This is a genomic window from Frankia sp. CgMI4 (assembly GCF_001756285.1).
In the GTDB taxonomy this organism is placed as follows: Bacteria; Actinomycetota; Actinomycetes; order Frankiales; family Frankiaceae; genus Frankia; species Frankia casuarinae.
Genome location: NZ_MAQZ01000047.1, coordinates 1 through 22,586, shown reverse-complemented (window position 1 = coordinate 22,586; position 22,586 = coordinate 1). Strand labels below are relative to the sequence as shown.

The 22,586-nt window shown below is 70.9% G+C and carries 17 protein-coding genes; 8 read left to right on the top strand and 9 right to left on the bottom strand.

What is annotated here, in order from left to right; translation table 11 throughout:
• Window positions 1-9: 9 nt before the first annotated feature.
• From Manayef4_RS05280 to miaB, 4 genes are all read right to left on the bottom strand, one after another.
• Window positions 10-918, bottom strand: a complete 909-nt coding sequence (locus tag Manayef4_RS05280) for an EAL domain-containing protein (protein ID WP_011437893.1) — start codon at window positions 916-918, stop codon at window positions 10-12.
• Window positions 919-1,027: 109 nt separating this feature from the next.
• Complete coding sequence (miaA, locus tag Manayef4_RS05275; RefSeq protein WP_023840375.1) at window positions 1,028-1,939, bottom strand: tRNA (adenosine(37)-N6)-dimethylallyltransferase MiaA; 912 nt, start codon at window positions 1,937-1,939, stop codon at window positions 1,028-1,030.
• A complete protein-coding gene (locus Manayef4_RS05270; protein ID WP_011437895.1) occupies window positions 1,936-2,736 on the bottom strand; it encodes a class III extradiol dioxygenase subunit B-like domain-containing protein in 801 nt (266 codons plus the stop codon). Before Manayef4_RS05270 ends, miaA begins: the two co-directional genes overlap by 4 nt.
• Window positions 2,733-4,355: a tRNA (N6-isopentenyl adenosine(37)-C2)-methylthiotransferase MiaB gene (gene miaB / locus Manayef4_RS05265; protein ID WP_011437896.1), complete on the bottom strand. Its 1,623-nt coding sequence runs from the start codon at window positions 4,353-4,355 to the stop codon at window positions 2,733-2,735. The genes Manayef4_RS05270 and miaB overlap by 4 nt, the downstream gene beginning before the upstream one ends.
• A gap of 455 nt (window positions 4,356-4,810) precedes the next feature.
• Here miaB and Manayef4_RS05260 point away from each other — a divergent pair, with 455 nt between their 5' ends.
• The 4 genes from Manayef4_RS05260 (at window position 4,811) to Manayef4_RS05245 (ending at window position 8,403) form a co-directional block, all read left to right on the top strand.
• Window positions 4,811-5,545 (top strand): amino acid ABC transporter ATP-binding protein, encoded by a 735-nt coding sequence (locus tag Manayef4_RS05260; RefSeq protein ID WP_070130839.1) that lies wholly within the window; start codon window positions 4,811-4,813, stop codon window positions 5,543-5,545.
• A 199-nt stretch (window positions 5,546-5,744) separates the two neighbouring features.
• Window positions 5,745-6,701: a glutamate ABC transporter substrate-binding protein gene (locus Manayef4_RS05255; RefSeq protein WP_082456635.1), complete on the top strand. Its 957-nt coding sequence runs from the start codon at window positions 5,745-5,747 to the stop codon at window positions 6,699-6,701.
• A gap of 176 nt (window positions 6,702-6,877) precedes the next feature.
• Entirely contained in the window at window positions 6,878-7,525 is a 648-nt protein-coding gene (locus Manayef4_RS05250) for an amino acid ABC transporter permease (RefSeq protein ID WP_070130838.1), read from the top strand.
• Window positions 7,522-8,403 (top strand): amino acid ABC transporter permease, encoded by an 882-nt coding sequence (locus Manayef4_RS05245; protein ID WP_011437900.1) that lies wholly within the window; start codon window positions 7,522-7,524, stop codon window positions 8,401-8,403. The genes Manayef4_RS05250 and Manayef4_RS05245 overlap by 4 nt, the downstream gene beginning before the upstream one ends.
• On the opposite strand, the gene rny is transcribed toward Manayef4_RS05245, so the two are convergent.
• From rny to Manayef4_RS05225, 4 genes are all read right to left on the bottom strand, one after another.
• A complete protein-coding gene (gene rny / locus Manayef4_RS05240) occupies window positions 8,349-10,289 on the bottom strand; it encodes a ribonuclease Y (RefSeq protein WP_011437901.1) in 1,941 nt (646 codons plus the stop codon). The genes Manayef4_RS05245 and rny overlap by 55 nt on opposite strands.
• A gap of 343 nt (window positions 10,290-10,632) precedes the next feature.
• A complete protein-coding gene (gene recX, locus Manayef4_RS05235) occupies window positions 10,633-11,241 on the bottom strand; it encodes a recombination regulator RecX (RefSeq protein WP_011437902.1) in 609 nt (202 codons plus the stop codon).
• Window positions 11,242-11,244: 3 nt separating this feature from the next.
• Window positions 11,245-12,282 carry a recombinase RecA gene (gene recA, locus Manayef4_RS05230; protein WP_070130837.1) on the bottom strand — a complete coding sequence of 346 codons (1,038 nt, stop codon included), beginning with the start codon at window positions 12,280-12,282 and terminating at the stop codon, window positions 11,245-11,247.
• Window positions 12,283-12,448: 166 nt separating this feature from the next.
• Window positions 12,449-12,643, bottom strand: coding sequence for a DUF3046 domain-containing protein (locus tag Manayef4_RS05225; protein WP_070130879.1), 195 nt, complete (start codon window positions 12,641-12,643; stop codon window positions 12,449-12,451).
• A 157-nt stretch (window positions 12,644-12,800) separates the two neighbouring features.
• Here Manayef4_RS05225 and Manayef4_RS05220 point away from each other — a divergent pair, with 157 nt between their 5' ends.
• Entirely contained in the window at window positions 12,801-17,504 is a 4,704-nt protein-coding gene (locus Manayef4_RS05220) for an ATP-dependent helicase (RefSeq protein WP_083282284.1), read from the top strand.
• On the opposite strand, the gene Manayef4_RS05215 is transcribed toward Manayef4_RS05220, so the two are convergent.
• Window positions 17,482-17,979, bottom strand: a complete 498-nt coding sequence (locus Manayef4_RS05215; RefSeq protein WP_232235020.1) for a sigma-70 family RNA polymerase sigma factor — start codon at window positions 17,977-17,979, stop codon at window positions 17,482-17,484. The two genes, Manayef4_RS05220 and Manayef4_RS05215, sit on opposite strands and share 23 nt — an antisense overlap.
• 661 nt (window positions 17,980-18,640) lie before the next feature.
• Here Manayef4_RS05215 and Manayef4_RS05210 point away from each other — a divergent pair.
• From Manayef4_RS05210 to Manayef4_RS05200, 3 genes are all read left to right on the top strand, one after another.
• Window positions 18,641-20,560, top strand: a complete 1,920-nt coding sequence (locus Manayef4_RS05210; protein ID WP_175443327.1) for a lantibiotic dehydratase — start codon at window positions 18,641-18,643, stop codon at window positions 20,558-20,560.
• Window positions 20,557-21,840 carry a lanthionine synthetase LanC family protein gene (locus tag Manayef4_RS05205; protein WP_070130834.1) on the top strand — a complete coding sequence of 428 codons (1,284 nt, stop codon included), beginning with the start codon at window positions 20,557-20,559 and terminating at the stop codon, window positions 21,838-21,840. The genes Manayef4_RS05210 and Manayef4_RS05205 overlap by 4 nt, the downstream gene beginning before the upstream one ends.
• A gap of 76 nt (window positions 21,841-21,916) precedes the next feature.
• Window positions 21,917-22,586, top strand: a 670-nt coding sequence (locus Manayef4_RS05200) for a site-specific integrase (RefSeq protein WP_175443326.1), incomplete at its 3' end; no start/stop codon positions are given.

Below are 22,586 nucleotides of genomic sequence, written 5' to 3'. Positions count from 1 at the left end.
GCGGCGGCGTCAGCCGGCTGCGGCCCGCGCCCACTCCCGCATCCGGTCGTCGGAATGCGACGGCTTGTACCAGCGGTCGGGCCGGCCTCGCCCGAGAGCGATCATCCGAGCGTCCTCCACCGGCACCGGCGGACAGAACACCGGTCCGATGGCGCGATCGCAGTCGAGATCCACCACCCGGGACGCCAGGCGCGCGGTGTCGACATCGTCGGCGACGACGGGCAGGCCGCGTTGGTGGGCAAGCCGGACGATGGCCGCGAGCACGGCCTCACCCTCGAGGTCCTTCATCGTCGCCCGCAGGAACAGACCGTCGATCTTGACGAGGTTCAACGGCAGCTGGTCGAGCACGGCCAACGAGCCCAGCCACGTGCCGAAGGACCCGACGGCGATCGCCACCCCGAGGGCACGCAGCCGGGTCAGCAACCGGGGCACCATCGGCGCGGCGAGTCCGAGGGTCTGCTCGCTGAACTCAAGGCCGATCGCCCCGGCCGGCAGCACCCGGCCCGAGACGAGCCGGTCGACCTCGGCCGCGAAGGCGAGGCTGGCAAGCTGGCGGCCATCGATGTTCACCCACAACCGGGGCGGGCGGATCGGCGTCCCGACCGCCATCCGATGCCAGGTGCGCGCCTCGGTCACGGCCATCCGCAGCACCCACTGGTCCACCTGATGGACGAGGCCCGCGGCCGCGGCGATCGGCATGAAATCCGCCGGACCCAGCACCCCGCGTTCCGGGTGCAGCCACCGCGGATGGGCCTCCATCCCCGGCACCGACCCGTTGCGCAGGTCGACCTCCGGTTGGAAGTGCAGCCGCAGAGAACCATCGTCGAAGGCGGCATAGAGCGCGGGGACGAGAGTCAGGTCGGGTGGGGTACCAGCATCGTCGGGTGGGGTACCAGCATCAGAGGTGGGCGCGGTCACATCGATCTCTCCAGACGCCGTGCKGGACCGGCCGCCGCGCACCGGTCACCGGCGACGCCGCGCATTGGCGGCGGCCCGATCGACCCCGACCCGGTCGGCCGATCACCCGTCAGAGCGAACCCACCAGCCGTCGCACCTGGGTGACATCTGGTTGGTCCAACCAGGCTATCCGGTTATCCCGCCGGAACCAGGATCTTTGTCGACGGGCAAAGCGCCGCGTCGCCGTAATTGTGGCGAGCTTGGCCTGTTCGGCGGAGTCCATTGCGCCGTCGAACCAGGCCAGAACCTGGGCATATCCCAGTGCGCGAGACGCGGTTCGGCCTTCCCGCAGGCCGCATTCCACCAACCTTCGCACTTCGTCAGGAAAACCAGCACCCCACATTTTCTCCACCCGGTCCGCAATCCGTTGGTCGAGATCGGGGCGATCCACGCCGATCTGCACGACCTCATAGACCGAGCGGTGCTCCGGCAGGGTGGCCGTGAAGGTTCCGGTGAGCTCGACGACCTCCAGGGCACGCACGATCCGCCGGCCGTTGCTGGGCAGGATCGCCGCGGCGGCCTGCGGCGCCCGCGCGGCCAGCCGGTCGTGCAGCGCCGGGGCGCCGACGCGGGCCAGTTCCTCCTCCCACCGCGCCCGGACGCCCGGATCGGTCCCCGGGAAGGCAAGATTGTCAAGAACCGCGCGGACGTAGAGCCCGGAACCGCCGACCAGCACCGGAATGCGCCCGGCGGCGAGCAGGCCGTCGATTATCCGGCGGGCGTCCGCCTGGAAGCTCGCGACGTCCGCGGGATGCGTCACGTCCCACACGTCGAGCAGATGGTGGGGCACCCCGCGACGCTCCGCCTCGGGAACCTTGGCGGTACCGATGTCCATCCCACGGTAGAGCTGCATCGAGTCCGCGTTCACCACCTCGCCGCCGAGGGCGAGCGCGATCTCGATGCCGAGGTCACTCTTGCCGCCGGCGGTCGGCCCCACGACCGCCACCACCGGTCCCCGGCGCGGTTCCTCCTGCCCGTTCATCCTCGCTCGGCAACATCCCGTGTCCAGAGGGCAACCAGATAGCCGACACCATACGGCGCGTCGTCATACCGGAGGTCACTGTTCCATGACCCCGGGCCCAGGGACCCCGGGCCCGGGGACGCCGGGCCCGGGCCGTCCCGGGTCGCGGCGAGCAGGGCGCCGGCCAGGACCTGCCAGGACGCCCGGCCCGCGGCGAGCAGCTCCCGGGCCAACCCCGGGTCCAAGGCGAGCAGGCCGGCCGGATCCCCTGCGGCCAGCGCCGCGGCGGCGGTCGCGTCGAACGCCGCGGCCCGTGGGTCCAACCCGCCGGGAGCCTTCAGCGTGCGACAGGCCGAGCCGTCGCCCATCACGAGCAGGGCGAGGCGCTCCTGCGGAGCGGAGCCCGCGACCAGCCGCGATCCGAGTGCGACGGCCCCGTCCGGGGAGATCTCCGCGGGCACCCCGACGGCGGTGCGGGCGCCGGGCCAACCGACGACGCCCAGCAGCCAGGCGCCGATCGTGATCGACAACGGTAGAGCGGGCGACGACAGGACGGACGACGGCTCGGGGGCCGGCGCGGTCGGGCCAAGATCCACCCGGAGATCCACCCCGAAGCCGGCCAGCGACCCGGACGCGGCGGGGCCGTAGGACACCTCGGTCGCCGCGTCACCCACCACCACGATCGTGTCCGGCTCGGCGGCACACAGCAGGCGCACCGCGTCCACCGCGACGGCCCGCGCCTCGACCGGCTCACCACGGCCGACCTCGGGAACCAGCAACGGAGGATGAGGACAGACCGCGGCGGCGACGAGGGTCATCGACGTACCGGAGTACAGCAGGCGTCCGCGCCGGCCGACGCCGCGTCGGCCGACGCCGGGCCGACGGGATCGGGCGAGGACGGCCGCAGGGACGGGATGCCCAGGGTGACGATCGGCCGTCCGTCTGCCGGCTGCTGCGCGGCTGCCGCACCGCCACCGTCACCGTCACGCCCGAGCGCCCACGCGTCCCCCGCACGGGTCGCCCGGTGGGACCGCAGGGGGCCGTCGGCGGTGAGGTGATGGGGTGCTGCCCGCGTCACCACCGTCTCGACGACGTCGCCCGGGCGCACCGTAGGCGCGACCGCCACCGCGACCGCGGGCGCGGCGCCGCCCGCCCTCGGGCCCGAGCCGGTGGACGAGCTCGCGGCCTCGTCCGCGCGGAAGTGCACGAGCCGTCCGTCCCGAGCCCGGCCGGACATCCGGCCGGTGGCGCCGTCCTTGCGCCCCTCCCCCTCCGAGACCAGCACCTCGACCCGCCGGCCGACCAGGGCCCGGTTCTCCGCCCAGGAGATCTCGTCCTGCAGGGCCACCAGCCGGGTATACCGGTCGGCCACGGTCGCCCGGTCCACCTGGGCGTCCATGGTCGCTGCCGGGGTGCCCGGGCGAGGCGAGTACTGGAAGGTGAAGGCGCCGGAGAACCGGGCCGCCCGCACCACGTCGAGGGTATCGGCGAAGTCCGCCTCGGTCTCGCCAGGGAAGCCGACGATGATGTCGGTGGTGATGGCCGCGTCGGGCATGGCCGCCCGCACCCGCTCGACAATGCCGAGGAAACGGTCCCGACGGTACGAGCGGCGCATGCGGCGCAGCACGGTGTCCGACCCGGACTGCAACGGCATGTGCAGCTGGTGGCACACGTTCGAGGTGGTCGCCATGGCCTCGATGACGTCGTCGGTGAAGTCGCGCGGATGCGGTGAGGTGAATCGGACACGTTCGAGACCGTCGACGCGACCGCAGGCGGCCAGCAGCTTCGCGAAGGCACCGGGATCGCCCAGCGAGCGCCCGTAGGAGTTGACGTTCTGTCCCAGCAGTGTGATCTCCAGGGCGCCCTCCGCGACCAGGGCCTCGACCTCGGCGAGCACGTCGCCCGGCCGGCGGTCACGCTCGCGGCCACGCAGGCTGGGGACGATGCAGAAGGTGCAGGTGTTGTCACATCCCACGCTGATGCTGACCCAGGCCGAGTGATGGCTGGCCCGCCKGGTCGGCAGGGAGCTCGGGAAGACCTCCAGGGCCTCGGCGATCTCGACCTGGGCCGCCGCGTTGTGCCGCGCGCGCTCCAGCAGCACGGGCAGTCGGTGCAGGTTGTGCGTGCCGAAGACCACGTCAACCCAGGGCGCCCGGTCGAGGATCGCGGCCCGGTCCTTCTGGGCGAGGCAGCCCCCGACCGCGATCTGCATGCCCGGATGGCCCTTCTTCACCGGGACTAGCTGGCCGAGGTTGCCGTACAGGCGGTTGTCGGCGTTCTCCCGCACCGCGCAGGTGTTGAACACGACCACATCCGCCTCGCCGCCGGGATCGACCGGGGAGTAGCCGGCGGATTCCAGCAGCCCACAGAGCCGTTCGGAGTCGTGGACGTTCATCTGGCACCCGAACGTGCGGACCTCGTAGCTGCGGCCGTTCACCCGACCAGCCTACGGCGCGTGCACCGGGCCGTAGCCGGGTCCGGGGTCGAGTCTGGGGTCTGGGTTGGGGTCTGGGCTGGGTTGGGGTCTGGGCTGGGTTGGGGTCTGGGCTGGGTTGGGGTCTGGGCTGGGTTGGGGTCTGGGCTGGGTCCGGCGGGGACGGGATCGCGTCGCGGGCCGCCTCTCCTGCGGGGCCGGGACCCTCCCCGTCGGGAGCTGAGGCGCCCCACCCCGGCCTGGACACCGCCCGAGATATCAGGCAACACCCCGCTCGATATATTTGCATAGCTGCAGGGATACTATTCTCGAATGTTCCCGTCAGTGCGCCGAAATCCGCGCGAGACGACCGCTCCAGCTGTCGGCTCCACGACTGATCCGCGCGCCTGGCCGTTCCATCATGAGGCCGCCGGGACGCTCGGCCCAACACCACACCGCCATTGTGTCGGGAGGTCGACATGCCTTTGGTGACTCTGGAAGGCGTCGGGAAGTCGTTCGGCGACAACCGGGTCCTGGCCGACGTCGACCTGTCYGTCGAGGCGGGCGAGGTCGTCATCATCATCGGGCCCTCGGGGTCGGGGAAGTCGACCCTGTGCCGCTGCGTCAACCGGTTGGAAACGATCGACGAGGGCCGGATCCTCTTCGAGGGCCGTCCCCTGCCCACGGAGAGCCGTGAGCTCGCCCGGATGCGATCACGGGTTGGAATGGTGTTCCAATCGTTCARCCTCTTCGCGCACAAGACGGTGCTCGAGAACGTCACCCTGGGACCGGTCAAGGTCCTGGGGCACAACCGCTTGCAGGCCCGCGCCCGGGCCCAGGAACTACTGGAACGCGTGGGGATCGCCGACAAGGCGGACCGGTTGCCCCGCCAGCTCTCCGGCGGCCAGCAGCAGCGCGCCGCCATCGCCAGGGCGCTGGCGATGGATCCCGTGCTCATGCTCTTCGACGAACCGACCTCGGCGCTCGACCCAGAGATGATCTCCGAGGTGCTGGACGTGATGAGGTCGCTGGCCACCAGCGGCATGACCATGATCGTCGTCACCCACGAAATGGGATTCGCGCGCTCCGCCGCGGACCGGGTGGCCTTCATKGCGGACGGTYGCATCCTCGAGATCGCCCCGCCGGAGAGTTTCTTCGCCGCGCCGCGGACCGAGCGCGCCCGGGACTTCCTGGCCCGGGTCCTGCAGCACTGAACCTCCAYCGACCCGACCCGGTCACGCCCACCGCCCACCGCCCACCGCGCCGCCGGCACCCGGAGGCACACCAGCAGGCACGCACCACCAGCAGGCACGCACCACCAGAGGGACGCAGTTCCTCAGGGGGACACACACCACCCGACGCCAGATCACCTGCTCCGGACCCGCGGTCCGGAGCACTGCGAGAGGATCGGTCATGCGTACACCGTTCAGCCGGACGCGACGCCCCGCCGCCGGGCATCCCAACGGGAGCTCCGGCGGGATGTCACGCGAACGCCGCCGCAGGCGCGGCGGCGCGCTCCTCGCCGGCGCGACGCTGCTCGCCGCCCTCGGACTGAGTGCCTGTGGGAGCAGCGGCGATGACACCTCGACACCCACCCCCTCGGTGACCTTCACCGCCGGCACCACCATGGCCCGGCTGCACGACGCCGGAAAGATCATCATCGGGACGAAGTTCGACCAGAACCTGTTCGGGCTGAAGAACCTCAGCGGCCAGCCCGAGGGCTTCGACGTCGAGATCTCGAAGATCGTCACGGATGCCCTGGGCATCCCGCGCGACAAGGTCTCCTACGTGGAGACAGTGTCGGCCAACCGTGAACCCTTCATCCAGCAGGGCCGGGTCGACCTCGTGGTGGCCACCTACACAATCAACGACAAACGAAAGAAGGTCGTCGACTTCGCGGGGCCGTACTACGTCTCCGGCCAGTCCATCATGGTCTCGAAGAACAACACCGACATCACCGGCAAGGACACCCTTGCCGGCAAGAAGGTGTGCTCGGTCAGCGGATCCACGCCGGCCGAGAACATCCGCCGGGTGGCGCCCACCGCCCAGCTCGTGCTGTTCGATGTGTACAGCAAGTGCGCCGACGCGTTGAAGAACGGTCAGGTCGACGCGGTCACCACGGACAAGGGCATCCTGCTGGGTCTCGTCGACAAGGACCCTGACGCCTTCAAGGTGGTGGGTGGCACCTTCACGAAGGAGCCCTACGGCATCGGCCTCAAGAAGGGTGACGACGCGTTCCGGAACTTCATCAACGACACGCTCGAGGCCGCTTACAAGGACGGGCGCTGGGAGAAGGCGTACACCTCGACCCTCGGCAAGGTGGAGCCGACCGTGCCCACTCCCCCGGCCGTCGACCGGTACACGTCCTGATCCGCTCCGCGGGTCGAGGGCCGTTGAGCGGCGGCCGTTGACCGGTAGCAGGTGATCGATATCAGGTGACCGGCACCGGCTGAACGGCATCCGCCGATCATCGCTCGGGGCACGACCGGTCGGCCTCACCCGCGCCGACCGGTCGTCCACCCGCCACCGCATGAGGGAGGACAGCGATCGACGCCGTCATCGACAACCTCGACATCTTCGCCGAGGGCTTCCGCCGGACGGTCGGGCTAAGCCTGTTCGCGTCCGTGGCTGCGCTGATCCTCGGTACCGTCCTCGCGGCGATGCGGGTCTCCCCCGTGCCCCCGCTGCGCTGGACCGGCACCGCCTACGTGCAGACGGTCCGCAACACCCCGCTRACCGTCGTGTTCTTCTTCGTGGTGTTCGTCCTGCCACAGCTGGACATCGTCTTCTCGTATTTCATGTTCGCGGTGGTCGCGCTCTCGATCTATCACGCCGCGCTGGTCTGCGAGGCGGTGCGTTCCGGGATCAATGGGGTCGACCTCGGTCAGGCCGAAGCGGCTCGTGCGCTGGGCCTGACCTTCTCCCAGACACTACGAATGATCATTCTTCCGCAGGCGTTCCGCAACGTGCTGCAACCGCTGGGCAGCGTGGTGAGCGCACTGATCCGCAACACCTCGATCGCCGCGGCGTTCGGCGTCCAAGAGCTGACCGGCATGGTCCAACGGCTCACGACCGCCAATCCGGACGCGGTGATCGCCGTGCTGCTCGGCGGCGTGGTGGCATACTTGATCCTCACCGTGGTGCTGGCAGCCGGGCTGTCCCTGGCCGAACGACGGGTGGCGAGGGCGCAATGAGCACCGAGATCATCCTGGCCGATCCACCGGGTCCGCGTGGTCGGCGTCGCATCCTGATCGCGAGCGTGGTGGCCGCCGCTGTCCTCGTCGGGCTGGTCACGCTGGCGGTGCTCCGCCTCGCCGACTCTGGCCAGCTCGACGGCAAGCGCTGGAGTGTCTTCGTCGATCAGCCGGCGCTACGCACCCTGCTGTGGAACGGGCTGCTCGACACGCTGCGCGCCGCGCTGACCGCGATGCTGTTCGCCTCGGCGGTGGGGACCCTGCTTGCCCTGGCCCGGCTGTCCCGGCGCCGGGCGGTACGCATCCCGGCCACGCTGCTGGTGGAGCTGTTCCGCAGCCTGCCCGTCCTGATGCTCATCCTGTTCGCCTACCTCGGTCTGCCGGCGCTCGGCTGGCGGCTCTCGGCGTTCTGGGCCCTGGTCATCGGGCTGACCGCCTACAACGGGGCGGTGCTCAGCGAGATCTTCCGCGCCGGGATCCAGTCGGTCGACCGGGGGCAGACGGAGGCCGCGGCGGCGGTCGGGCTGCGGCCGGTCCAGATCTTCCGCCTCATCCAGTTTCCCCAGGCGATCCGGCGGATGAGCCCGACGCTGGTGAGCCAGCTGGTGACGTTGCTCAAGGACACCTCGCTGGGCTACGTCATCGCCTACAGCGAGCTGCTGCGGTCGGGGCGCGGGGCGGTCGAGTATCTGGGCAGCAGGTACGCCCTGCCCATTTACACCGTCATGGCGGTGATGTACATCGTCACCAACGGGCTGCTGTCGCTGCTGGCCCGATGGCTGGACCGCAGCCAGGACCGCCGCCTCGGCGGCCGCGTTCCGGCTCAGCGGGCGGTGCCCACCGCACGGGTCTCGCGCACGACGGTCACCCGGATCTGACCCGGATAGGTGAGCTCCTCCTCGATCTGCCTGGCGACGTCCCGGGCGAGCAGATGGGCGGCGAGATCGTCGATCTCCTCGGGCACGACCATGACACGCACCTCCCGGCCGGCCTGCATGGCGAACACCTTGTCGACACCCGGACGGTCACCGGCGATCTGCTCGATGCGCTCGAGCCGTTTCACATACGACTCCAGGCTGTCGCGGCGGGCGCCAGGCCGGCCACCGGAGATCTGGTCGGCGGCCTGGGTCAGCACCGCGCAGATCGAGCGGGGTGCGACCTCGTTGTGATGGGCCTCGATCGCGTGCACGACCTGCTCGTCCTCACCGTAGCGACGGGCCACATCCGCCCCGATCAACGCGTGAGAGCCCTCGATCTCGTGGGTGAGCGCCTTGCCGAGGTCGTGCAGCAGAGCCGCTCGTTTCGCGAGTGGAAGCGGCATGCGCAGCTCGGCGGCCATGATTCCGGCGAGGTGGGCGCTTTCGATCAGGTGCGCGAGCACGTTCTGGCCGTAGCTGGTTCGGTAACGCAACTGGCCCAGCAGGTTAACCAGCTCGGGGTGCATCTCGGAGATGCCGGTCTCAAGCAGGGCGTCCTCGCCCGCCCGCACGCACCGCTCGGCCACCTCGAGCTGGGCGCGGGCGTACTCCTCCTCGATGCGGTGCGGATGGATCCGGCCGTCGGACACCAGAGCCGCCAGCGTGATGCGACCGACCTCGCGACGCACCGGATCGAAGCAGCTCAGCAGCACCGCCTCGGGCGTGTCGTCGATGAGCACGTTGACCCCGGTGACGGACTCGAAAGCCCGAATGTTGCGCCCCTCCCGCCCGATGATCCTGCCCTTCATCTCATCGCCGGGAAGATGCAGGACCGTCACGACGGACTCGGTGGTCTGGTCGGACGCGACCCGTTGGATGGCGGTGGTCACGATCCTGCGGGCGCGTTCCTCACCCTCCTCCTCGGCCCGGGCCTCGATCTCGCGGACCGTCAGCGCCGCCTCCCGCCGGGCCTCCTGCTCGATGACGGCGATCAGCTCTCCCCTGGCCTGCCCGGCGGTGAGCCCGGCCACCTGCTCCAGCGCGGCATGACGGGCACGTTCGAGGTCGGCCACCTCGGCCGTCCGACGGGTCAGGTCGTTCTCCCGGTCGAGCAGGTCGCGGTCGCGGTCCGCCAGCCGGCGACCATGATCGTCGAGGCTGGCCATCCGGTCCTCGACGCGCTGTTCCCGGGCGGCTATCGCAACCTCCCGGCTCTGCAGTTCCGTCCGCCAGGCCTGCTGCTCACCGTCGAACGCCGCCCGAGTCGCGGCGATCTCGGTCCGGGCGGCCTCCTGCTCGGCGCGGACGGACTCTCTCGCCGCGGCCTGGACTCGCGAGGTTTCGACCGCCGCCTCGGCGAGCATCCGCTCGCGCAGTAGGGCGACATCCTCCTCGCCGCGCCGCCGGATCTCGGCGGCATCCCGCTCAGCCCGCGCCAACCGTTCCGCCGCCTCCCGTTCGGCTCGGGCCACAATCTGCGCCGCCTCCTCCGCGCTACCACCATGAGCCGCGCGGAGGCCGCCGTCGGAGCGACCGGCGGTCACCGCCGAATCCCCGGTCCGCGCGGCGGTGCCGTCCCGATCGGCGGGTGAGTCGGCGTCCGTCGTGGCCGGAGCACCGGAACCCTCCCAAGGGGCGGGCAGGACCCGGACCGTCGGCTCCTCGTCAAAGTCCGCCGGACCCGTCACGTCCCCGACGCCCCGGGCGGCCGGGGTTCGGGGCACCACCGGAGCGGGGTCGGGTACCTTGTCGACCCGGGTCGCCCGGACCAACCGCGCCACGGCGAGGATCAGAACGCTCAGGACAACAAGTACGAGTGACAACAGGACGACGAGGACGCCCTCCATCGCTGCTCCCTCCGCTTCCGTCGGACCCGCACAGGCGGGCTGGAGCGGCGAAGGACCCTCGTCTCGGCACGATCACAGCCGTAGAGGGGCAGCACGCGGATTACGCCATTGCGATATGGAGCCCGGACGGCCTCCCGAACCGGCCAATCCAACGTCGACCGGCCGGCGGGCATACCGCCTTCGAGCACCCACGCGCAGCGGCTGCCTCCGTGTGAGTTGGACGAGCTATCAAGACCGCGTCGCCGCGGGAGTCCTGTCACCTTTCAAGAAAGACTAGGTCTCGCACAATCCCTGGTCAAGAAATAAGGGCACATTGACGGCCCAGGCTCAATCTCCCCACCACTCACACCGAGCCGTCGTCTTCGTCGCCATCGACCACCCAGCCCATCCGACCTCCGCCGTCGGGCCCCTGAGCGACCTGCTCGCTCACGACCCGGACCGCCAGTTCGACCGGATAGCCCTTTCGGGTCAGCATGGCGAGGAGCCTTCGGGTACGAACCTGCTCGGGCAGGCGGTCCATCGACCGCAGCCGACGAAGGACGAGCTCGCGGGCGCTCTCCTCCTCGTCGTCCGCTCCGACCAGCGCCATGGCGGCCTCGACGGTGTCCGGATCCACTCCCCGCTTACGCAGCTCTGTGGCCAGGGCCTGCCTACCCAGCCCACGACGGGCCCGAGCGGAGGAGACGAAGGCGGCAGCGAAGGCCTCGTCGTCGATTAGACCGACGGCGGCCAACCGGTCGAGGACCACAGCGGCGATCTCATCGGTGACCCCCCGTCGCCGCATGGTCGCCGCAAGCTCCGCTCGGCTCCTCGCTCTGGTCGCCAGCTGATGCAGACAGATCTCCCGCGCGACCGAGATCGGATCCTTCGGCCGCGGCCCCCCGTCCACCACGACCACCGTCCGGGCGAATGACGGACCGGCCGCGGCATTCCCCGGATCTGCTCCTGCCATCGGCTACAGATCGACCGGAACGGGCGCCACGGCATCGGATTCGAGACTGGGCAGGATGCCGAGCTTCTCCTTGATCTTCTTTTCGATCTCGTTGGCCAGATCGGGGTTGTCCCGCAGAAAAGACCGGGCGTTCTCCTTGCCCTGGCCGAGCTGATCGCCGTCGTAGGTGTACCAGGCACCGGACTTACGAATAATGCCGTGCTCGACACCCATGTCGATCAGGGAACCCTCCCGACTGATACCGCCTCCGTAGACGATGTCGAATTCGGCGGTCCGAAACGGCGGCGCCACCTTGTTCTTCACCACCTTGACGCGGGTCCGGTTACCCACGGCCTCCGTGCCGTCCTTGAGAGTTTCGATACGACKGACATCGAGGCGCACCGACGCATAGAACTTCAGTGCCTTACCACCGGTCGTGGTCTCCGGGGAGCCGAACATCACCCCGATCTTCTCGCGCAACTGGTTGATGAAGATCGCGGTCGTACCGGAGTTCGCCAGCGCCGCGGTCATCTTGCGCAGGGCCTGGGACATCAGGCGGGCCTGGAGGCCGACGTGACTGTCCCCCATCTCGCCCTCGATCTCGGCCCTCGGGACCAGCGCGGCCACCGAGTCGATGACGATGATGTCCAGCGCGCCAGACCGGACGAGCATGTCCGCGATCTCCAACGCCTGCTCGCCGGTATCAGGCTGGGAGACCAGCAGACCGTCGGTGTCGACGCCGAGCTTTCCCGCGTACTCGGGGTCGAGCGCGTGCTCGGCGTCGATGAACGCCGCGATACCACCAGCCGCCTGCGCGTTCGCCACCGCGTGCAGGGCGACGGTCGTCTTCCCGGACGACTCCGGGCCGTAGATCTCAATGATGCGCCCCCGCGGCAGCCCGCCGATGCCGAGCGCGACATCCAGAGCAATCGAACCGGTGGGGATGGCCTGGACCGGCGGCCTGGTGTCGTCCCCCAACCGCATGACCGATCCCTTGCCGAACTGCTTGTCGATCTGCGCCAAGGCGTTATCCAACGCCTTCTCACGGTCGAGTCCTGCCATTGGAGTTACTCCATGCTGAGGTCGTCGAGTCTTGGCCACGAGGATGACGTTAGGCCGTGGGTCCGACAGTTTCGAGAGTCGAGGATGATCTGTGGACAAGTAGCCGCACGAGGACGACTCTAGACGAACATGCGTTCGACGACCCGACGACACGCCGGACGGTGGCTCAGCGCTCCCGCGCCGGCACATCGAACTCCTCGCACACGGCCCGCCAGACGGTCTTGGCATCGTCACCACGGGCCAGGRCCACCTCGACCGTCGCGCCACCGAGACCGGGCAGCACATGATCACGCGCAAACGACTCCGCGTACGCGGAACCGAACCGTGTGTTCATCTTCGCCCAGAACTCGGTCAACCGCACTTCGCCAGTGTGCACCGTCCGGACGGGACGGGACCACCCAAGGGGGTCCTGGTCGGGGATCCCCACCGGGGGTCCCCACCGGCGGAACCGCGGCCACGGGAAGCACGACCGCGGGAAGCACGACCGGGTCGAGGCCGGGCCCCACGGCGGGCCCGTCATGAACCACACCGGCGGAAGGTTGTCGGTCCCTCGACGCAGACTGGTCAACGTGCCCAGCTTCGCTTCCCCCGATCCGCCGGATCCGCTCACGGCGTTCTCCGCCCCGACCCGGAGCTGGTTCGGCGCGGCCYTCACCGCCGCGACCCCCGCCCAGCGGGGCGCGTGGGAGGCGATTCGCACCGGCGGCAACGCGCTGGTCGTCGCACCCACGGGTTCGGGGAAGACACTGGCCGCCTTCCTGTGGTCGCTGGACACCCTGGCCCGCTCGGCGCCGCCGGCCGAGCCCACCCGGCGCTGCCGGGTGCTGTACGTCAGCCCACTCAAGGCGCTGGCCGTCGACGTCGAACGGAACCTGCGGGCACCGCTCGCGGGGATACGCTCCGCCGCGCAACGGCTCGGTCTGCCCCAGCCGGACGTGACCGTGGGTCTGCGGTCGGGCGACACCCCCGCCGCCGAACGACGCGGTTTCGGCACCCGGCCCCCCGACGTCCTGATCACCACCCCGGAGTCGCTCTTCCTCATCCTCACCAGTGCCGCGCGGGAGTCGCTGCGCGGCGTCCGGACAGTGATCGTCGACGAGGTCCACGCGGTGGCGGGCACCAAGCGCGGCGCCCACCTCGCGCTGAGCCTGGAGCGTCTGGACGCCCTGCTGGACACCCCGGCCCAGCGGATCGGCCTGTCCGCCACGGTGCGGCCGGTCGAGGAGGCCGCCCGATTCCTGGGCGGAACGGCCCCGGTGGCGGTAGTCCGCCCGCCCGCGGCCAAGACCCTCCAGATCGACGTCGTGGTGCCGGTCGAGGACATGACCCAGCTCGGCGGACAGCTCCTCGACGGGTCCCCGGACGGCTCGGCGGCCTCCGCCCCGCACCGAGCGTCGATCTGGCCGGCGGTCGAGCAGCGTGTCCTCGACCTCGTGTTGGCTCATTCCGCCAGCATCGTCTTCGCCAACTCGCGCCGGCTCGCGGAGCGACTCTGCGCCCGGCTGAACGAGCTGTACGCCGAGYGGCTCGCCGCGGCCACCGCCGCGGACGAATCCGTGGCCGGGGACGGGCCGGGGGAAGCCGGCCGGACGTCCCCCGCGGCGCTGATGGGCGCCTCGGGCCAAGGCGGCGGCACGGCGGGCTGGCCGGAGATCGCGCGGGCCCACCACGGCAGCGTGAGCCGCGAGCAACGGGCCGGAATCGAGGAGGATCTCAAGGCTGGCCGGCTGCCCGCGGTCGTCGCGACCTCCAGCCTGGAACTCGGCATCGACATGGGAGCCGTCGACCTGGTCGTGCAGATCGGGTCCCCGCCGAGCGTCGCCGCCGGGATGCAGCGCACCGGCCGCGCGGGCCACCAGGTCGGCGCCGCCAGTCGCGGCGTCATCATCCCGAAGCATCGCAGCGACCTGCTCGAATGTGCCGTGGTCGCCGAGCGGATGCGCTCGGGGGCGATCGAGCGGCTGCGGTACCCGCGCAACCCCCTCGACGTGCTGGCGCAGCAGATCGTGGCAATGACGGCGATGGAGGACTGGCACGTTGACGAGCTCGGCGCGCTGGTCCGGCGCACCGCGACGTTCGCGACGCTGCCGACCTCCGCCTTCGAGGCGGTCCTGGACATGCTCGCCGGCCGCTACCCCTCCGACACGTTCGCCGAGCTGCGTCCCCGCATCACCTGGGACCGCGTCACCGGGATCCTCACCGCCCGCCCGGGCGCCCAGCGGCTCGCCGTGACCAGCGGAGGCACCATTCCCGACCGGGGCATGTTCGGCGTCTTCCTCGTCGGGGAGCGCTCCAGCCGGGTCGGGGAACTCGACGAGGAGATGGTCTACGAGTCGCGGGTCGGCGACGTGGTGCTCCTCGGCTCATCCAGCTGGCGCATCGAGGAGATCACCGCCGACCGGGTCCTGGTGACGCCGGCTCCGGGACGGCCCGGCCGGCTCCCCTTCTGGCATGGCGACGCCCCAGGCCGACCCGCCGAACTCGGCCGCGCGCTMGGCGCGTTCCTGCGCGAGATCACCAGGTTGCCGGCGCAGGCGGCGGCCGACCGCGTCCGGGCCGCCGGCCTCGACGATCGGGCCACCGCCAACCTGCTGCGCTACCTCGACGAGCAGAAGGCTGCCGTCGGCCGTCTCCACGACGATCGGACGATCGTCGTGGAGCGTTTCCGGGACGAGATCGGCGACTGGCGCCTGGCGGTGCACTCCCCGTTCGGTGCTCCGGTGAACGCGCCCTGGGCGCTCGCCCTGGGCGCCCGGCTGCGCGAGCGGTACGGGGTCGACGTCCAGATCATGCACACCGACGACGGCATCGTCGCCCGGATCCCGGATGCCGCCGAGCCGCCCGGCGCCGATCTCGCGCTGTTCGAGCCGGACGAGATCGACGCGATCGTACGGGCGGAGATCGGGAGCAGCGCCCTGTTCGCCAGCCGGTTCCGCGAGTGCGCCGGGCGGGCCCTGCTGCTGCCCCGCCGGACCCCGGGGCGGCGGACCCCGCTGTGGCAGCAGCGCCAGCGCAGCGCAGCGCTGCTGTCCGTCGCCGCGACGTTCGCCAGCTTCCCCGTCGTGCTGGAGACCATGYGAGAGTGCCTGCAGGACGTGTTCGACGTTCCGGCGCTCGCGGAGCTGATGCGCGAGGTGTCGGCCCGCACGCTGCGGGTGGTGGAGGTGGAGACGCCGTCCCCGTCTCCGTTCGCCTCCGCCCTGCTGTTCGGCTACGTCGCCGCCTTCATGTACGACGGGGACGTACCGTTGGCCGAACGCCGGGCGCAGGTGCTGTCGCTGGACAGCTCCCTGCTGGCCGAGCTCCTCGGCGAGGCGGACCTGCGGGAGCTGATCGATCCAGCGGCGCTCGCGCAGGTCGCCGCCCAGCTCACGCGGCTCGCCCCGGATCGCCACGCCCGCGATGTCGAGGGAGTGGCCGACCTGCTGCGAATGCTCGGTGACCTCACGACCGAGGAGGCGGTCGCCCGGGGTGCCACCCCGGGCTGGCTCGCCGAGCTCGAACAGACCCGCCGGGCCCTGCGGGTCCGTATCGCCGGCGAGGAGCGGTGGGTCGCGATCGAGGACGCCGGCCGGCTGCGCGACGCCCTGGGCGTACCGCTGCCGGTGGGAGTTCCCGACGCCTTCACCGAACCGGTGCGTGACCCTCTCGGCGACCTGATCTCCCGCTATGCCCGTACCCACGGACCGTTCGACACCGAGGAACCGGCCGCCCGGCTGGGGCTGGGCACGGCGGTGGTCGCCGGTGTCCTGGACGGGCTGGTCCGCAGCGGCCGCCTCGTCCGCGGTGAGCTGCATCCCGACCGCGGCGGTGAGCAGTGGTGCGACGCGGGCGTGCTGCGGGCGCTGCGACGACGCAGCCTTGCCGCCCTGCGCAAGGAGGTCGAGGCGGTGCCGCCCCGGACCCTCGGTGCCTTCCTGCCGGCCTGGCAGTCGGTCACCAGCGGACGTGGCCGGGGGGTGGACGGTGTGCTGCGCGCCGTCGAGCAGCTGCAGGGCGCGCTGATCCCGGCGAGCGCATGGGAACAGCTCGTCCTCCCGGCCCGCGTCGCCGACTACTCACCGACGATGCTCGACGAGCTGTGCTCCGCCGGCGAGGTGCACTGGGCTGGCGCCGGCGGGCTGCCCGGGGACGACGGCTGGTTGACCCTGGTCCTCGCCGACACCGCGCCCCTGCTGCTGCCTCCGCCCGACCCGGAGATCGCCTCGGGTCCGCTGCACACCGCGATTCTCGACGCGCTCACCGGCGGGGCGGCCCTGTTCTTCCGGGCGCTGTCCGACCGGATGGGCTCGCTCGACGACACGGCGCTCGCTACCGCGCTCTGGGATCTCGTCTGGGCGGGGCGGGTAACCAACGACACCCTCGCCCCGCTGCGTGCCCTGCTGGGTTCCGCCGGCCGTCCGTACCGTGCCCCCCGTCCCCGGGCGGCACGGTACGGACGGCCGGCGATGCCGCGGCGGGCCGGCCCCCCGACGGCCGCCGGCCGCTGGTCGCTGCTGCCCGAGCGGGACACCGACCCGACCCGGCGCGCCCACGCGCTGGCCGAGGCGCTGCTCGAGCGCCACGGCATCGTCACCCGCGGCGCGGTGACCGGCGAGCGGCACCCGGGCGGGTTCGCCGGGGTCTACCGGGTCCTCAGCGCCTTCGAGGACGCCGGCCGCGCCCGCCGGGGCTACTTCGTCGAGTCCCTGGGCGCGGCCCAGTTCGCCGTCCCGGGAGCGGTCGATCGGCTGCGCTCCATCGCCGCGGCACAGCGGGACGCCGAGGCGGCCCCGGCCTGGGCGCAGCCGGCGGCCGGCCCACCGAGCTCATCGTCCGCGCAGGCCGTCGTCCTGGCCGCGGCCGATCCGGCCAACCCGTTCGGTGYCGCGCTGCCCTGGCCGACCCGACCGGGGGATGACGCGGACGGCGCCGCCGGCCACCGGCCGGGGCGCAAGGCGGKCGCGATGGTCGTCATCATCGACGGGGAACTCATCCTCTACGTGGAACGCGGGGGCCGTTCCCTGCTGTCATGGACCGAGGACGACCATCGGGTGGCCCCGGCGGTGGAGGCGTTGGCCCGCGCCGTGCGGGACGGCCTGCTCGGCAGGCTCACGGTGGAGAAGGCGGACGGCCAGACGATCGTCGGCAGCACCCTGGGTGCCGCCCTGGAGCGCGCCGGTTTCCACCCGACCCCGCGGGGCCTGCGGCTGCGGAGCATCAGTTCCGAGAGAAGGAAATAAGACGGGCGCGTCCGCGGGTGAACGCTCCCTCGGCCGCCTTGAGACTGATCTCCAGATCCGCGGCCGCCTCCCGGGTACTCTTCCCGGCCGCCCGAGCCATGATCACCTCACGCTCCCGGCCCTGCAGTCCCCCGGCCCGGGCCAGCAGCCAGCGGGCTTCCGCACGGTCACAGACGGCGTCGTCCGGGGCCGGCTCCCACGGCTGCAGATAGCCGCGCACGACCGCCCGCTCCGCACGCTGACGAGCTCTATGGTGATCAACGCAGAGACGTAGCACCGTCGTCGTCAGAAACTGCCCGACCCGGCTCGCGTCGAGATCCCGAAATCCGGCGGCGCGGATGAATGCCTCGTGTACGCAGTCCTCCGCGTCGGCCTTGCTCGGCAACCGCCTACGGGCTATGTGGATGAGCCGATCACGGTGCGGGAGCATCAGCGACCAGCGCTGCTGGCTGTATGGCCGGTCCAGCTCGACCACGGGCGCAGCGGATACAAAATCAACCGAGGGCGTGTCCCCGGCAGGGCATGTCACGGTTTGCTCCACCTGTCATGCTCAGACCGCGCCACCCCCCASCACGATCGCCTACCTTCCCGGAGCGCGCCAGCACCGAGAACCGCGATGTGCCTTGGTCAGTTGGACCCGCTGCTTGCCAGAACAGCGGACTAGGACAAGGCGGACATTACCATCCGCTCCCGGGTAGGCCAGCAGCGGCATATCCCGGTGGGCGACGTACCCGCCCGATCGATACGCACCGTGTTATCGCCTGGCCGTGACCCGAGCTTATCGAGAGCCGCATTGGCGCCATCAACCGGTCAGTACACCGCCAAAACGGGCGAGATAATGACGTTCTGCTTCGTAAGCTCTTATGGAGTCACTCGCCCTCGGTCACTGTGGGTACACGAAGGAACTGGGCGGAACGTCTCGACGACCTACCCGATGGCGCTACCCGGTCTGGTACACGACGCCTGATACACGACACGAGGTACGACAGCCCGTCCCCGCTGTCGGGTGTCATCGAAGATTTTAGTATGACATCCTATTTTCGGCCTAGATTTCAATAGGAAGCCAAAGGTTTTACTAGCTGACCCGGTTTGGTGACGGCACGGCGCGGTGCAGGCCCGGAGCGGGAGCCGTTCAGGTGCGACTGCGTGGGTATCCGGTGGGGTATCGCGGGAGCGTGCTGCCCACGCCRCCACCGGGGATCTCCGAGCGCGACGAGCKGCTGCTGGTGCTGACCTGGCAGGCGATRGCCGACGGCACCCGCGAGATCATCCTGACCGACGACGTGATCGGCGAGCTGACCGGCGAAACGTTTGACGACYGGTACATCCCGCCACACGTAGAGTTGTCCGCCCGCATCCACGCCGCCACCACCCAAGCACTGGATCGGGGCGACTTCCTGCTCACCGTCGCGCCCGCCCGCTCCGCCGGCACCCTCACCAGCCGGTTCACCCCGACGGCCACCGGGTCCGGCCTGGCGCGGGCGTACCGGGCACTGCCCGCCGCCACCGCCGGGGCGCTGCGGGTGCAGATGTCCTTCGGGCCGCTGTACCCGCACGCGGAGAACGTCTGCCGCGTCCCGGCCTACCTCGACCACGTGCTCCCGCTGGGCGAACACCGCCAGCCCGGCGACGACAGCCTGCTCACGATGGACGACCTGGCCATCACCGCGACCCGCGACCGGCTGCACCTGGTCAGCATCTCGCGTCGTCAAGTGGTTGAGCCGCAGGTGTTCCACGCGCTCGCACGGGACAAACAGCCCCCGCCGCTGGCCCGGTTCCTGGCACACCTGCCAGGGCGTTCTCCGCCGCCTGGTACCAGTTCGATTGGGGACCGCGCGTCSGGCTGCCGTTCCTGCCACGGGTGCGCTACCGGCGCACCGTCCTGTCCCCGGCCCAGGGGCGGCTTGCCCCCCGACGACCTCCCACCCGGCCAGGCCGGTCCCGGCCAGTGGAGGCAGGTACTCGACCGGTGGCGGCGCCGCTGGGACTGCGCTGGGACTGCCCTGACGTGGTCGAGCTCCGCGACGCGGACCGCACGCTGCGCCTCACCCTCAACGAGCCCGCCCACGCCACCCTCCTGCACGCCCACCTCAAACGGCACGGCCAGGCGATCCTGTACGCGGCCACCCCGGCGGCCGACTACGGGTGGATCGACGGCCACGCCCACGAAATCGCGCTGCCCCCGGTCACCATCTGCCCCGCTGCACGGCCTCCTACCCGTCGTGACGAACACACACGGGCACCTGCCCGGCGCCCCGGACGCCACCTGGCTCTCGGCGAAGCTGTTCACCCATCCCGAACGGATCGGCGAGATCGTCGCCGAGGCGCTTCCCGGCCTGCTGGCCACGCTCGACACACCCGCGTGCTGGTGGCTGCGATACCGCAGCCGACAGGAGACAGACCACCTGCGCCTGCGGCTGCGCACTACCCCCGACTGTTATGCGCAGTACTCGAACGCGGTCGGGGAGTGGGCGCAGCGGATGCGCCAAGCAGGACTGGYCGGGCGGCTGGTGATCGACACCTACTCCCCGGAAGTCGGCCGCTACGGGCATGGCGAGGCACTGGACGCCGCGGAGAACGTCTTCGCCGCCGACTCCGCCACCATGGCCGCCCTGCTGCGGCACCAGCCCACCACCGAGGTCGACCTCGGGCTGGTGGTGGCGAACATGGTAGGCATCGTCAGCGGGTTCTTCGGCGATCCCAACGAGGCGATGGACTGGCTGGCCGCCCGGCCGGCCCCGGCTGCCGCTGCGGMCCTCGACCGGGCGGTGGCCGAGCGAGCGACCCAGCTCGCCACCGACCCGGCCGGGCTGTGGTCGCTGTCCGGCTGGACCATCGACATCGGGCCGGCGTGGGACAACCGCGCCGACGCGCTGGCCAGCTACCACAAGGCGCTGCCACCGGAGGCGAACACCGACGTGGTGCCGGAGTCGCTGCTGCACATGCACCACAACCGGGCCGTCGGCATCAACCGGGACAGCGAACGCACCTGCCGCCGCCTGGCCCGGCAAGCCGCGCTCACCTGGCGAGCCCGCCGTAGCAGTGGTGCCCGGTGACCTACACCGACCCGTACACGCCACCGCCCGAGCACCATCCCGCACCCGGCGGGGGTCAATCCCTGGCAGACGGGGCCGCCGGGCTGGCGCTGCTGCACATCGCCTATGCCCGCGCCGGGATCGGAGACTGGGCCACCGCCCACCAATGGGTCAAGGCCATGACCGCCGAACCCGTGGCCGCGGACAYGGGCGCCGGCCTGTACCGGGGCGCCCCGGCGGTCGCATTCGTGCTGCGCACCGCCGGCCAGCCCGTCTACACCGGCGCACTGCACACCCTCGACGAGCACATCGCCGCGATCACTTGCACCCGCCTGGAGGCAGCGCACGAGCGGATCGACCGCGGCGAACTGCCCGCGCTGCGGGAGTTCGACCTGATCAACGGGCTGACCGGACTCGAATGGGTCAACRCCGCCGCCGACCAGCCGGGTCCGCAACGCCCGTCCTGGTGCTACGGCGCCCCCGGCCTGGCCCGCGCCCGCCACCTGACCGCCCAGGCACTGGACACCCCGAACAGGGTGGCCGACGCCAAGGCCACGCTCGTCGCGTGTCTCACCGACGAGGCTCAACTCGCCCAACTCGGCGACGACTCGCYGTGCCACGGCTGGGCCGGGCTGGTGCACGTCTCCCGCCGGATACTCGCCGACACCGAACCCGGCGGCGAATTCGCCGAGGTCCTGTCCCGGTTGGAACACCGCTGGCGTCACCGCCGCGCCCAGGCGGCCCGAAAACTATCGGAGGTGAGGGGGATGCTGGAAGGCGACGCCGGAATCGCGCTCACCGATCTGCCGCCGGGCACCGGATGGGACGCCTGCCTGCTCACCGTCCCGCCCACGGCCGGACCAACGCACTCGCCCGTATCCGCAAGTACACACACGAAGGAACCGGATGACCAACGCCACCAGCACCCGCCCCGAGGACCTGCGCGAGCAGATGATCAGCAACATCCGCACCGCTGGTCACCTGCGCTCCGAGCGCATCGAGCAGGCGTTTCGGGCCGTTCCCCGGCACCGGTTCGTTCCCGCGGCCTCGGTCGAGGAGGCGTACGCCAACAAGGCGATCACCATCAAGCCCGGCGCAGACCGGCCCGCCAGTTGCATCTCCGTGCCGACCGTGGTGGCGATGATGCTCGGTCAGCTCGAACTGACCACGCCCGCCGCGCCCTGGCCGAGACCAGCTACGACCGAGTGCGGGTGGTCACCGGCGACGGCGCCATCGGCGACGCGGACCACGCCCCCTACGACAAGATCATCGTTACGGAACTGTTGACCGGACTTTCCTGAGGTCGAACGGCGTGTCGTAGGGCAGGGTCGGACAGGTCGGAACAGTCTGCATCTCTCTGATCTTGGAGGGTGCTGGGTGTTTGAGGACAGCGATCATCGGGTGATCGAGGCGATCCGGCTTCCGCTGTGGGGAAGCGTGGTCGCGTCCGACGGCGTGGTGCCGTGGAGGCTGGTCGACGGCCTCGGTGAGCCGGTCGAGCCGGTCGAGGTCTTCCTACGGGACTTCGTCGCGCAGGGCCGGTCGGCGAACTCGGTGCGCAGCTATGCGCTGGCGTTGCTGCGGTGGTGGCGRTTTCTGGTCGCGGTTGGAGTGGCCTGGGACCGGGTGAGTCCGGCGGAGGTCCGGGACTTCGTGCTGTGGCTCGGGCAGGCGACCAAGCCGGTCGCGGCGGCGCGGGTCGGGTCGCGGGCGACCGTGGGGCAGGTCAACCCGGTGACCCGTAAGCGCCACCTCGGGGACGGCTACGGGCCGGCGACGGTGCGGCACAGCAACGCCGTGCTGCGGACCTTCTATGAGTTCTGGCTGGAGCGTGGTGAGGGGCCGCTGGTGAATCCGGTTGTGCTTGCTCGGGCGGGCCGGGGCCGGGCGCACGCGCACCACAACCCGCTGGAGGCATTCCGTCCGGAGGGGCGGCTGCGTTATAACCCTCGGCTGCCGAAGCGGAAGCCGAGGGCGATGCCGGACGAGCGGTGGGACGCGCTGTTTGCGGCGATGGGCCGTAACCGGGACCGGGCGATCCTGGCGC